11 protein-coding genes are annotated in these 13,267 nt (G+C 67.9%); 3 read left to right on the top strand and 8 right to left on the bottom strand.

From position 1 onward, the window contains the following. Window positions 1-332: 332 nt before the first annotated feature. The 5 genes from MJ783_RS06875 to MJ783_RS06860 form a co-directional block, all read right to left on the bottom strand. Window positions 333-1,208: an aldo/keto reductase gene (locus tag MJ783_RS06875; protein ID WP_239309319.1), complete on the bottom strand. Its 876-nt coding sequence runs from the start codon at window positions 1,206-1,208 to the stop codon at window positions 333-335. Beyond that, window positions 1,142-2,443, bottom strand: coding sequence for a cupin domain-containing protein (locus MJ783_RS06870; RefSeq protein WP_239309318.1), 1,302 nt, complete (start codon window positions 2,441-2,443; stop codon window positions 1,142-1,144). The genes MJ783_RS06875 and MJ783_RS06870 overlap by 67 nt, the downstream gene beginning before the upstream one ends. Then, on the bottom strand, window positions 2,440-2,562 hold the full coding sequence (locus MJ783_RS23365; protein ID WP_255720434.1) for a hypothetical protein: 123 nt from the start codon (window positions 2,560-2,562) through the stop codon (window positions 2,440-2,442). Before MJ783_RS23365 ends, MJ783_RS06870 begins: the two co-directional genes overlap by 4 nt. A gap of 317 nt (window positions 2,563-2,879) precedes the next feature. Beyond that, entirely contained in the window at window positions 2,880-3,989 is a 1,110-nt protein-coding gene (locus MJ783_RS06865) for a Zn-dependent alcohol dehydrogenase (RefSeq protein ID WP_239309317.1), read from the bottom strand. Between the two features lie 90 nt (window positions 3,990-4,079). After that, entirely contained in the window at window positions 4,080-4,676 is a 597-nt protein-coding gene (locus MJ783_RS06860) for a TetR-like C-terminal domain-containing protein (RefSeq protein WP_239309315.1), read from the bottom strand. Between the two features lie 397 nt (window positions 4,677-5,073). Between MJ783_RS06860 and MJ783_RS06855 the strand changes: the two genes are divergently transcribed. Beyond that, on the top strand, window positions 5,074-5,613 hold the full coding sequence (locus MJ783_RS06855) for a glutathione peroxidase (RefSeq protein WP_239309313.1): 540 nt from the start codon (window positions 5,074-5,076) through the stop codon (window positions 5,611-5,613). Between the two features lie 92 nt (window positions 5,614-5,705). Next, complete coding sequence (locus MJ783_RS06850) at window positions 5,706-6,800, top strand: XdhC/CoxI family protein (RefSeq protein WP_239309312.1); 1,095 nt, start codon at window positions 5,706-5,708, stop codon at window positions 6,798-6,800. A 51-nt stretch (window positions 6,801-6,851) separates the two neighbouring features. Here the strand turns inward: MJ783_RS06850 and MJ783_RS06845 are convergent, their stop codons facing one another. The 3 genes from MJ783_RS06845 to MJ783_RS06835 form a co-directional block, all read right to left on the bottom strand. Continuing rightward, on the bottom strand, window positions 6,852-8,867 hold the full coding sequence (locus MJ783_RS06845; protein WP_370651467.1) for an ABC transporter ATP-binding protein: 2,016 nt from the start codon (window positions 8,865-8,867) through the stop codon (window positions 6,852-6,854). Next, the gene (locus MJ783_RS06840; protein WP_239309310.1) at window positions 8,864-10,597 is read right to left on the bottom strand and encodes an ABC transporter ATP-binding protein; all 1,734 of its coding nucleotides are present in this window, start codon (window positions 10,595-10,597) and stop codon (window positions 8,864-8,866) included. The genes MJ783_RS06845 and MJ783_RS06840 overlap by 4 nt, the downstream gene beginning before the upstream one ends. 514 nt (window positions 10,598-11,111) lie before the next feature. Continuing rightward, window positions 11,112-12,071, bottom strand: a complete 960-nt coding sequence (locus MJ783_RS06835) for an undecaprenyl-diphosphate phosphatase (protein ID WP_239309308.1) — start codon at window positions 12,069-12,071, stop codon at window positions 11,112-11,114. A 101-nt stretch (window positions 12,072-12,172) separates the two neighbouring features. Between MJ783_RS06835 and MJ783_RS06830 the strand changes: the two genes are divergently transcribed. Further along, window positions 12,173-12,817, top strand: coding sequence for a BlaI/MecI/CopY family transcriptional regulator (locus MJ783_RS06830; protein ID WP_239309306.1), 645 nt, complete (start codon window positions 12,173-12,175; stop codon window positions 12,815-12,817). Window positions 12,818-13,267 lie beyond the last annotated feature (450 nt).

The following is a 13,267-nucleotide window of genomic DNA, read 5'->3' as shown; positions in this document are numbered from 1 at the left end:
GTGGATAAACTGATCCAAAAGATTGATCGTTTACGTTTATGCAGGTCACAGGGATATCGATCTTTGCCAGAACCTCCCCGGTTTGTCGGCGTGTCAGAGGTTCTGGATGTCGATCAACATCCAGCCGCTTGACGAAAGCACAAAGTCGTGCAATCGACTTACGATCATCGCCTGCCTGACAGGCACATCCGGAGGCCATCGACAGAGCATGCCGCAGCCTGACTGGCCGCAGCCCAACGCCTCCGGTGGCTCCCCCACCGCCGCCGAGGCAGGCGCCCCCCAGCCCCGCTCCTTGATCCACACTTCTGTTGCCGGGCCCTCTTATCCTGCCGCTACCCCGCCGCGTGAGCCTGCCGCCGGGCGAGCATGTCCCGGAATCGCTCGACGTTGTGGCCGTCGACGCCCAGGTCAAGCGCGCGAACCAGGTCGGCCAGGTGCTCGGGCCGGTTCGTGCCCACCGCAACCCGGCCGACCGGGGGCAGCGCAAAAGCGAGGCGGAACGCCGCCGCCGCGGTAGAGCACTCCTCGCCCGCCGCCATGAACGGCCGCAGCGCCAGCGTGCGCCAGACGCTGTCCCCCGTGTCCCCACCGAAGGGACTCATACCCCACCGCCGCTCGGTCTCGACCTCCAGGCAGCCAGCAAGATCATCAATTGCGTCCAGAACCCTCGCGGGGACCAGGATGCCGGCGCGGTGCATGAGGCACCACGGCCGGACCAGCCCGCGGGGCCCCACGGCGATGGCCGCCGCAAGCACCGGCTGGGGATTCCAGGTCGAGATGCCCCAGGACCGGCAGAGGCCGGCAGCCACGGCGTCCGTCAGGACACCGGCCGCCGCCGCGAGATGGTCAGCAGCGTGAGCGGGCTCGAGGTCGCCCAGCGACCGCTCGGGGTTGTGCAGGAAGACGACATCCGGTGCCTGACCGAGCGTCGCCGCCGTCGTCTCAAGGGCATCCTGGAGCCGCCCCGGTTCCAACGAGTGGTCGTTGCGACCGCCAGCACCGGGAAAGAAACCCACCTTGGTGGACACGAAAAAGCAGGGAAGAAGATCGGCCGCGGTCTGGAACAGGATCGCATGCGAACGGAAACCCGCGTAGTTGAACGCCGTGTCGATATTGCGGATGCCGAGGTCGAGCGCGCTCTCTAGCAGTCCGCGTTCATGACGAGACCGGTGTAGCCCGAGGACAATTCGGGTGTCAGGCTGACGCACATCCCCTCCCGGACCAGTAGGTCGGCGAGCCGGCGGGCGTCCGTCCCCGTCTCCGCCTCCACCGCGGCGAGACTGACCGGCAGGCCGCTCAGCAGCCGGTCAAGGGCCGGGCGGGCCTTCTTCGTGAAGGTCAGTCTCCGCCCGCCACCGAGAACAATCACGGCGGTGTCGCTCTCCCTGAATTCGGGCCTGAATTCCGTGACGCAGACGACCGATTCAACGCCCTGCCCGGGGAGATCCATCGGCAGCGTCGGTGTGTGGCGTCTCGGTGGCTGGGTCCGTGCACGGCCGGCGAGGAATTCGGCGGGCGGGGACGAACGCAGCAGCTCGACAGCCGCGTCCATCAACGCGCGTTCCCGCGCGGCCCGTTCCTGCGCGCTACCATCGCGGAGCAGGTCACGCCGGAACAGCTCGACATCGCGGGCCTGGTCCGCGAGCCAGGTGAGCCAGTCGACACCGGTCCGTTTCGGAAAGCCGAACGTGATGTGGAGGCTGATGCCGTCGGTGTACTCAGCGCGTGTCGCCTGGTGCCAGTAACCACGCGGAATGTGCATGAGGTCGCCAGCGCGGAGCTCACCTTTCCACACCTGTTGCGCGCTGACCGTGCCGTTGCGTTCCGCGTCCCGGTACAGCGGGAAAGGGCGGGAGGAGCTCCGCACGTCCCATGTTTTCTCACCCGCAACCTGGAGAACGACAACGTCGTGATCGTCCCAATGCAGCGGGAAGCCCGCTGTCGACCGGGTGGTCAGGTAGGCGTTCACCTGGACCAGTTCGTGGGACCACCACTGAAGAGCGCGACAGGCCACCTCCATCGTCGCATCGAACATGTCAAGCCCATCGAGGACCAGGGTGAGCCCCGAGTCGAGAAGATCAGCCAACCGGTTCATGTCGGCGAGACGGGTCCGCTGCCCCCGCCGGCCCACCCGGGTCGTAAGATAGTCGCCCGGATGCATTTCGACGCCGTCCTGGAAACACCTGAGCTGCGGGGGTTCAAGGCTGCGCCGCATTATCAGATCCAGTAGCCGGGACGGCGTAAGCACTCGTTGGCACAACGCCTCGTCGGTCACGTGACCGCGAACGAAACCTTCCCCCAGCGACGGTGCGCCCGACCAGCCGAACGCGGCCTCGATGGCGTGGACCAGATGGTGCTTCGTGGACAATCCGTCCTGGCCCGTCTCCAACCCTGACGCGCTCGGCGGGCCGGGTTCGCCCATGTCCTCGGACCGGTCCGTCACTGACCTTCAGGATAGTTGAGGCCGTCGGAACCATCGCTGTCCGAATGCTCGGTGTCGAAACGGTCCTGAACACTGGCCAAGGTCTCCACCGCCACGACAAGCTCGTCGGCTGTTTCCACGTGCCCTCCTCAAGATCTGAATACTTGCTTCCGGCTACGCAGCTGTACGGCTACCAGATATAGGACTACCAGTCGTACGGCCAGCACCCGCACGACTAACACCTGTACAGCAACAACGCCTGTACAGCAACACCGTTCACCGTGCGAATGTGGGCCGCGCGCAGGTGCCAGAGAAACCATACGTGCGCGTAAGGAGTCTCGCAAGATGTTTGCGTGCATCCATCCCATCGCCCCTACCACCGACGGCAGTGCCGTATTCCTCGCCGAGGCCGATGTGGCGGCGGCTCGCCCCGTACGGTCATCCACACTGTTTTCCCTCACCGCGGTGGGGGTACAGCCGGGAAACGGATGAGTGAACGGCCGCCGCTGCCCCGCAGCATCGCCTCGAACGCCGCCGGCACGTCCGCAAGCCCGATCTCGGCGGTGACCAGGCTACGAAGGTCGATGCTGCCCCGGCGGGCATGGTCGAGCAGGAACGGGACATCCCGGTCCGGGTCGCAGGAGCCGAAGACGCAGCCGGTGAGCGTGCGGGCGGAGTAGAAGATCTCCAGCGCGCTGAGGGAGACGAGGTCGTCCTTGGCGCCGACCCCCACCACCGTGGTACGCCCACCGCGCCGGGTGGCGCTCCATGCCGCCCGGATGGTCGCGGACTTCCCGACGACCTCGAAGGCGTGGTCGACGCCGATTCCGCCGGTGAGCGCCCGGACCTCCTTCGACAGCGCCGGCGAGGCGAGGCGGAAGTGCGTCGCACCCAGCCGGAACGCGAGTTCCTCCTTCGCCGCGGATACGTCCACCGCGATGATCGGGTCCGCCCCGGCCAGCCGCGCCCCCTGGAGCACCGACAGCCCCACCCCGCCCAGCCCGATGACCAGCACGGACGCACCTGCGGCGACCTTGGCGCTGGTGAGCACCGCGCCAACCCCGGTCAGCACCGCGCACCCGAGGACGGCGGCCTGCGCCAACGGGACATCGGCCGGCAACCGGAGCACGCCGTTCTCCGGCACGACCGTCTCCTCGGCGAACGCGGCCGTACCCAGCCCCGGGTAGAGCGGGCGCCCGTCGGGCAACGCCGCGTAGGGCGCCGCGCTGGCATCGGCGGCACGCTCGCACAGATAGGGCTCGCCGTGGCGGCAAAACCAGCACTCCCGGCAGGCGGGAACCCAGTTCAGCAGCACCGGGTCAGCGACGGCGACCCGGGTGACCCCTGGTCCCACAGCCACGACCGTGCCAGCCCCCTCGTGCCCGAGCACGGCGGGCAGCGGCTGGCGCAGCATCCCGTTCGCCAGCGAGAGGTCGGAGTGACAGACACCCGCGGCGACAAGCCGCACCCGGACCCGGCCCGGGCCCGGATCAGGAAGAACGATCTCGGATAACTCCAGGCCCGTACCGGCCTCCGTGAGCACGGCCGCCCGCACTGTCGACGTCATACGCACCTCCCCGAGAAGACTGTCACGGCCTGCGCCGGGCCTCCACAACCGCGGTCGGCAAGGCCGTTGCCCGACGATCACGGCTGGAGCTCAGCCGGTACGGCGTGGACGCAGGCCGTCAAGGAGAAGACCCACGATCTCCTCCCGTACGGCGATCGGTAGCACCGGGTCGAGGGAAAAGGACGCGCGCAGCACCGCGGCGCCCATGAGCGCCTCGGCGGTGGCCGCGGCATTGGCGTCACCGCGGATCTCTCCGCGCGCGGCGGCGTCGTGGACGGCATCTTCGATCGCGGCCAGGCAGCGGTCGATCGAGTCGCGTGTGAACGCCTGGTAGATCTCCGGAAATTGTTTGATCTCCGCTACGCAGCGTTGCAGGATACTGCGCCGGGGCTCGACGAACACCGCCGCGATCCCGTCGAGCAGAACCGCCAGATCAGCCACGATCGTGCCGGTCCGCGGCGGGGTCAGGCCTGCCGCCAACGTGGACATCCCGGCCAGGATGAGATCCTCCCGCCGCGGCCAGCGGGCGTGGATGCTGCGCTTGGCGGCCTTGGCCCTGGCCGCCACCGCGGTGACGGAGAACTCGGCGATCCCCTTGTCGGCCAGCTCCTGTACGGCGGCGGCCAGCACCCGTACGTCCACCGACTCGTCGCGGGGCCGCCCGCGCGGACGAGGCTCGGCTGCCACCACCGCCCCAGCATATATGCAACGATCGTCGTTGCATAATTCGGCGGCAGCGATTAACGTCCCCAGCGGGGTTGCATAAGAGCACCCGAGGAAGGCGCCCTGGTGTTGGGCGCCGACTGACGACAACGACGCGAGGTGCATGCCCTGGCCCCGCGACGCCGCGTCCCCTATTGCCGGTCGCTCTAAAAATATGGAAGGAGCGAACCCCGACCAGAACGACCGACAGCGCCTCGCCCGGCCACCCGAAACGGTCAGACCGCCCGGCCGGCAGACCACGCCCGACAGCACCCGGCCGACAGCACCCGGCCGGCAGAGCACAGCCGGCAGAGCACAGCCGGCAACGAACGCTCGACGCTCTCGACATCGCCCCCGACCACGTCACGATTCAGGGAAGCCAATGACGATTTACGATTTCACCGTCACGACAAGCAACGGCGAAACGCGGTCGCTCGGCGACTACGCCGGTCGTACGCTGCTGATCGTCAATGTCGCCAGTGCGTGCGGGCTGACCCCCCAGTACGAGGAACTGGAAACGCTGTACCGCGACACCCACGACCGCGGCCTGGACATCCTCGGCTTCCCCTGCAACCAGTTCGGCGGGCAGGAACCGGGAACCGACGCCGAGATCCAACAGTTCTGCTCGACCCAGTACAACATCACTTTCCCGATCTTCCGTAAGATCGACGTCAACGGCCCAGCCGCGGACCCCCTCTTTGTCTACCTGCGCGCGCAGGCACCCGGCGACTTCGGCCCCTCCGCCGGCTCCCTCTACGAGCACATCAAGGCCGCCAGGCCGGAGACAATCGGTACGGACGAGGTGAAGTGGAACTTCACCAAGTTCCTCGTCGGCCGTGACGGAGCGGTGATCCGTCGCTACGAGCCCGCCATCGTTCCCCGGGAGATCCACGCCGACGTGCAAGCGGAACTGTCGCGATGAACGACCCGGCCCAGGCTCCGCCGCGGGATGCCCGGCCCCCGGCGGAGCCTGGGCGCTTCGGGCCATCCAGCACACCCACGTGGTGATCTGCCATGCGTGAGGCGCTGGCGGAGCTGCTCAGCTGGTGGGAGTCGGGAACACCGTTCGCGCTGGCGACGGTCGTCGCGACCAGCGTGTCCGCGCCGCGGCAGCCTGGCGCTGTGCTGGCCGTCAACGCCGCTGGCGAGGCGCTCGGCGGCGTCGCGGGTGGTTGCGTGGAGGCAGCGGTGTACGACACGGCCAGGCGCGTGCTCACCACCGGCGAGCCAGTTCTGGAGACCTACGGCTTGAGCGACGACGACGTGTTCGCGGCCGGCCTGACCTGCGGCGGGACAATCAGCGTCTTCGTGCAGCGCATCGACCGCGCGCATGCGCCGGACTTCCCCGCCGTCGCGACGACGGTTCAGGCCGCGGAGCCGGTCGCGGTGGCCACGGCCATAGCCGGCTCGGCCCGGCTGGGAGCGCGGCGCGCGATATGGCGGGACCGGGCTCTCGGCACGCTCGGTGCCAAGGATCTCGATACGGCGGTCACCGACGACGGGCGTGCTCTGCTTGCGCGGGGGCAGTCCGGCAAGCGCCGCTACGGGCCGGCGGGGGAACGGCGTTGCGGTACCGTGACCGTGTTCGTCCAGTCCCTCCTCCCTCCCCCGCGCATGCTTGTCTTCGGCGCGATCGATTTCGCCCGAGCGGTCACCCAGGTCGGGGTTTTCCTCGACTACCACGTCACCGTCTGCGACGCTCGGGCGGTATTCGCCACCCGCAGGCGGTTCCCCGAGGCGCACGAGGTAGTGGTCGAATGGCCGCACCGATACCTCAGGCGTACCACGGTGGACCCGTCGACAGTGATCTGCGTGCTCACCCACGACCCGAAGTTCGACGTACCGCTGCTGGTCGCGGCGCTGCGCACGCCCGCCGGCTACATCGGGGCGCTGGGCAGCCGGCGCACTCACGCCGATCGGCTGGCCCGCCTGCGGGAGGCCGGCCTGGCCGGGGACGAGCTCGTCCGCATCCGCGCGCCGATCGGCCTCGACCTGGGCGCCCGCACCCCGGCGGAGACCGCCATATCGATCGCGGCAGAGATCATCCAGAACCGCTCACAACGCAGTGGCCAACCGCTGTCGACCACGGCCGGCCCCATCCACGGCTGAAACAGCTCCCCCGGCCGCGGCTGACCCGGCCAGCGGAATCACCCCAGGTGCTCAGACCTCGGCGACGGCCTGAGCGAACTGGGCCTGGTACAGCCGGGCATAAGCGCCGCCCGCGGCGAGCAGTTCGGTGTGGTTGCCCTGTTCGACGATGGCGCCGTTCTCCATCACCAGGATGGTGTCAGCGTCCCGGATGGTGGACAGCCGGTGCGCGATCACGAACGCGGTCCGCCCTGCCCGCAGAGTCGACATAGCTTGTTGGATCAACACCTCGGTACGGGTGTCCACCGAACTGGTCGCCTCGTCAAGAACAAGGATCAGCGGCTCCGCGAGGAAGGCACGGGCGATGGTGATCAGCTGCCGCTCCCCGCCGCTGACGCCGGCACCATCATCATCGAGCACCGTGTCGTAGCCGGCTGGCAAGGTCCGCACGAAGCGGTCGACGTGCGCGGCGGTAGCGGCCGCGACGATCTGTTCCCGGGTGGGCTCCGAGACAGCGTACGCGATGTTCTCCGCGATGGTGCCGCCGAACAGCCAGGTGTCCTGCAACACCATGCCGATGCTTGCCCGCAGCTCCTCTCGTGACATCGTGGCGATGTCGACCCCGTCCAGTGTGATCCGGCCGCTGGTGACATCGTAAAACCGCATCAGGAGATTGATCAACGTGGTCTTCCCGGCGCCGGTCGGACCGACGATCGCGACGGTGTGACCGGGTTCCGCGGTCAGCGACAGGTCCTCGATCAGCGGCCTGTCCGGCGTGTAGCAAAAGGCGACGTGCTCGAAGGCCACCCGGCCACGCAGCCGCTCCGGGTGCGCCGGGGCGACCGGGTCCGGTTCCTGCTCGCTGGCGTCGAGAAGGTCGAACACCCGCTCCGCGGAGGCCACCCCGGACTGGACCAGGTTCGCCATGCTGGCGACCATGGACAGCGGCTGGCTGAACTGCCGGGAGTACTGGATGAACGCCTGCACGTCACCGATCGACAGTGTGCCGGACGCGACCCGCAGCCCCCCGACGACCGCGACCAGCACGTAGTTGAGGTTCCCGATAAACATCATCGCCGGCTGCATCAGTCCGGAGATGAACTGCGCGCGCCAGCTGACCGCATAGAGCCGCTCGTTGTGCTCCTGGAAGATCCGCGCGGACTCCTCCTGCCGGCCAAACGCCCGGACCAGCGCGTGCCCGGTGTACATCTCCTCGATATGCGCGTTGAGCCGGCCGGTGATCTCCCACTGGCCGACGAACTGCGGCTGCGCGAACTTCCCGATCCGCGTCGCGACCATGATCGAAATCGGCACCGTGACCAGCGCGATCAGCGCGAGCACCCAGGAGATCCAGATCATCATCGACAGCACGCCGACGATGGTCAGCAGCGAGACGATTACCTGTGACAGGCTCTGCTGCAGGCTCTGCCCGAGGTTGTCGATGTCGTTGGTGACCCGGCTGAGCACCTCCCCCCGCAGCTGGTCGTCGAAGTAGCGCAGCGGCAACCGAGAGATCTTGGCCTGTACGTCCCCGCGCAGCTTGCCGATCACCCGCTGCAGGGCCAGGTTGGCGAGCCGGGCCTGGACGACACCGCACAGCCCTGCCAGCACGTAGACGACGAGCACTCCCAGCAGTACGGATCCGATCGCGTCGAAGTCCATCCCATGACCGGGCGTGACGTCGAGCGAGGCGAGCAGGTCGGCCTGGGTGTCATGGCCGGCGGCGCGCAGCTGTGCGACAGCCTCCGCCTTCGACATACCGGCCGGCAGCCGTCGGCTGAAGACCCCGGCGAACACCAGGTCGGTGGCATGCCCGAGCAGCCGCGGACCAAGCACGGTGAGCCCGACGCTCACCATCGCCAGCGCGATCGTCACAACGAACAGATGCCGTTGCGGGCGCAGCAGCCCGAGTAGCCGGCGGCTCGACCCGACGAAGTCCATGGACTTCTCCGCCGCGCCCTGACTCATGAAGAAGCGGCCCGGACCACCTATCGGCGTCGGCCCCCGGCGCGGCGCCACCGCCCGGGCCGGCTGGGCCGGCTGGGCTGGCGAGGCCGGCTGGGCTGGCACCACTGCCCGGTCGGTCATGCGGCCTCCTCCTCGGTGAGCTGGGAGAGCACGATCTCCCGATAGGTGGTGTTACCGGCCAGCAACTGGTGATGGGTGCCGGTACCGACGACCTCGCCGCCGTCCAGCACGATGATCTGGTCGGCATCACGGATGGTGGCGACCCGCTGGGCGACGATCACGACCGTCGCGGCGGCGGTCTCCCGGGCGAGCGCCGCCCGCAGCCGCGCGTCGGTGGCGTAGTCGAGGGCCGAGAACGAGTCGTCGAACAGGTAGACCTGCGGACGGCAGACCAGCACCCGGGCGATCGCGAGGCGCTGGCGCTGGCCGCCGGACACGTTCGTCCCGCCCTGGGCGATCGCGGTGTCCAGGCCGTCGGGCATGGCCTCGACGAACTCCTTCGCCTGCGCGATCTCCAAGGCCAGCCACAGGTCGGCGTCGGTGGCGTCCGGATTGCCGTAGCGCAGGTTGGTCGCGATGGTGCCGGAGAACAGGTACGGCTTCTGCGGGACCAGCCCGACGGTAGCGGCGAGCAACGCCGGGTCGAGCGCACGGACATCGACGCCGTCAACGAGGACACTCCCCTCGGTGGTGTCGGCCAGCCGTGGGATCAGGCCGAGCAACGTCGTTTTACCGCTACCGGTACCGCCGATGATCGCGGTGATCTGGCCGGGCCGGGCCCGCACACTGATCCCGCGCAGCACCGGCTCCTGCGCCCCCGGGTAGCGGAACCCGACGTCTCGCAACTCCAGCTCGCCGTGCCGGTCGAGGGAGCGTACCGGGTTCGCCGGCGGCAGCAGGGTGGAGCCGGTCATCAGCACCTCCTGGATGCGTTCCGCGCACACCTCGGCACGAGGAATCATCATGAACATGAAGGTGGCCATCATCACCGACATCAGGATCTGCATGAGGTAGCTGAGAAACGCGGTGAGCGCGCCGATCTGCATCTGGCCGGCATCGATGCGGTGCGCGCCGAACCACAGCACGGCGACGCTGGAAACGTTCACCACCGTAAGCACCAGCGGGAACATCAACGCCATCAACTGGCCGAACCGCAGGGAGACGTCGGTCAGGTCAGCGTTGGCCGCCCCGAACCGGCGCTGCTCGTAGTCGTCCCGGACAAACGCTCGGATCACTCGCAACCCGCTGATCTGCTCGCGCAGGATCCGGTTGACAGCGTCGAGACGTTCCTGCATCGCCCGGCCCAAGGGCCGCATCCGGCTCACGATCAGGACGACGATCGTCCCGAGCACCGGCACTATCACGACCAGCAGGGCGGACAATCTGGCATCCTGGCGCAGCGCCAGCACGATTCCGCCCAGGCACATGATCGGCGCGGAGACCATCAGCGTGAAGCTCATCAGTGCCAGCATCTGGACCTGCTGGACATCGTTCGTGGCCCGGGTGATCAGAGAGGGTGCCCCGAACCGGCCGACCTCGCGGACGGAGAACGACTGCACCTGGTCGAACAGCGCCGCCCGCAGATCGCGCCCGAGAGCCATCGCCGTCTGAACACTGAAATACACGGCGGCGCCGGCACAGACGATCTGCACAGCGGCAACCCCGAGCATGATCCCGCCGGTGCGCACAATATAGCCGACATCGCCAGTGATCACCCCGTGGTCGATGATGTCGGCGTTCAGGGTCGGTAGATACAGGATGGCGATCGTCGCCACCAGCTGCAGGCCGACCGTTATCATGATCGGCCTGGTGTAGGGGCCAAGGTGGGCCCGCAGGATTCGGATCAGCATGCGGTCTCTCTCGGCAGCAGGGCAGATGGAACGAAGTCCGGACGGTGGCGCGAGGCTTTCATACCGCTGTATCCGCACGGGTCAGCGCCACGGCGCTGACCCATACCCGAAGCGGCCGGTGGCGGATTGCCGCCCGAGTGACGAAGGGCCGCAGCGCCGCCGACGCATACGAACACTACGAGCTGAACCCGGCTTCAGGTCAATGTATTTTCCGGGCATGGCTGGCCTGGCGCCCGCCGGCCGGATGGGCTGCCCCGCCAATGTGATAAGGAGCCGGTTGACGGGCAAACGGAACCACCTGCGCGACAGCACCAGCCGCATACGCTGGCTGCCGCCGTCGGCAATGGCATCGACCAGGATGACGTCAACCGGGATGGCATCGGCCAGGATGGCCGGGATGGCCGGGAGCGGTTTCGCGCCGCACGCCGCGAAAGCAACGATCATGCGCTGCGCGCCTGGGTCCCGGCGCGCAGCCCGTCCGGTCGATCGTCGACGGCGGCGAGCGAAATCGCTGTCAGCCGCCGATACCGAAACGCAGGGTGGCGAGTCCACCGACAACGAGGCAGTACACGGCGAATGGGGTGAGGGTACGGGTCTCGAAGTAGTTGGTGAGGAAACGCACGGAGAGGTAAGCGGCGGTCCCGGCGGCAAGCATCCCGACGATGACCTGGCCGTGAATGTGACTTCCGGCGCTGCCCGCGAGGGTGGGGAGTTTCAGGAGGCCAGCGGCGAGGATGACCGGGGTGGCGAGCAGGAAGGAGAATCGGGCGGCGTCCTCATGGTCAAGGCCGCGGAGCAGCCCGCCGACCATGGTGATCCCGGACCGGGAAATGCCCGCGAACAGCGCGAAGGTCTGGAACAGCCCAATGACGCCGGCCTCCCGGTAGGCGAGCCGGTCGAGACCACGCCGCTCGGCGACCACCATGCCGTGACTCTCGATGATGCCATCGGCATCGGCATCGCCGCTGCGAGCCGTGGGTACGGGATGCGCGCGGCGGGCTTCCGCGTTGCGGCGCAGCCGCTCTCCGGCAAGGAGGATGACCCCGTTGAGGGTGAGGAAAAGCGCGGCGGCCAGCGGTTTGGCGAACAGCGTCCGGAAGGTGTGCTCGAGAAGAAAGCCGGTGAGCCCGACGGGGATCGTGCCGATAATCAGCAGCCAGGCCAGCCGCTCGTCCGAGGTCGTCACGGTACGGCTGCGTAGACTGACCGCGAGGGCACGGATAATACGGATCCAGTCGGACCGGAAGAAGACAAGCAGCGCGCCGGCTGTCGCTACGTGCAACGCGACGATGAACGCCAGATAGGGCGACTGTTCACTGGTTGAGGACGCCGATTCGGTAACAAGGTGCTTCCAGCTTCCACCAATCACCGCGGGGACCAGCACGGAATGCCCGAGGCTGGACACCGGGAACAATTCGGTCACACCTTGCAGCAGCCCGGTGACAATCGACTGCATATAGGTAAGATCACTCATACTTCTTCTCGTCTCCAGGCTACGGGCGACCGGCAAGAGGGGACGCGGCATCGCGGGGCTGGGGCACGCCCCTCGTGCCGGGCGCGCTCATGAGTGCAGGGATGCCGACCGATCGCGACCGGCACCCGTACCACAACGGACAACTGATGGCCGATGGCCGTCGGCCGGGAACCTGGCGCATAATCCGGACGACGGACATATCGGGTCACATCGACCTCGGCACAGTCATCATCAACGATCACATCGCGCCCCCGCATGCGCCGAATGCGCTGGAGTTACTACCGGCGGTAGACTACTACAACACTGTCGTATGCTACGACGAGACGTCGCTGCTACGGGAGACCGGGGGTTGCATGGGCGACCGGGCGGAAAACCGGCGGGTCCGTCGGGCGCGCGGCGCGCTGGAGCGCGAAATACTGGCCGCACTGTGGGCCGCGGACGAGCCGGTGGCCCCAGCCGTGATCCAGCAGTCTCTCGGGGGCGATCTCGCCTACACAACGGTGACGACGATCCTCACCCGACTGGCGGAGAAGGGGCTGGCGGAGCGGATACCGACCGGCCGTGGCTACGCCTGGCGGGCGCTGGCCGCACGGGAGGAGCTTGCCGCCCAGCAGATGAAGGCTCTGCTGGGCCGAGGTGAGACCCCGACCGCGGTGTTGCAGCGGTTCGTCGAACAGCTCAGCCCCGCCGAAGGCGCGGCCCTGCGCTCCCTGCTCGCCGCCCAGCCACCGCCCGCCGACGAATGACGTTCGACCGCGCCGGCACCGGCACCGGCTTTGCCCAAAAAAATGATCTTTCGCGAAACGGCTGAGCCTCCCGTTCGCCAGTTGACGCCACGCCAGCCGACCAGGCATTGTCGACTCATGAGGTCGAGATTTCTCCTCGTGGCGTGTCGCTACATGGACTACCGGCTTACCTCCAGCGCGCTCTGTCGCTGACCATCGTGACCGTCGCCGACGGCGGCGGCCCACCCGATCTCTATGGGTGGGTACCAGATACCGGGCCGGGGTTCTCTTTCGCGGCCTGGCTGGCGGCAGGCGCCTGACCGATGGCGTGAGAGCAGCGTGCTTCCGCCGGAGGCGCATCCGCAGCCAGGTCCGCAACGCCATCCCCGCTTCTCCACGGGTTCGTGCCGCCGGTTCGTGCCGCGGCTACGCGCCGTACAGACCCGCTCCCGCTGCCGTATCGCCATAACT

Source organism: Protofrankia sp. Cj3 (genome assembly GCF_917627355.1).
In the GTDB taxonomy this organism is placed as follows: domain Bacteria; phylum Actinomycetota; class Actinomycetes; order Frankiales; family Frankiaceae; genus Protofrankia.
Note: the sequence above shows the minus strand (reverse complement) of the source record. Positions and strands in the feature narration are given on the sequence as shown.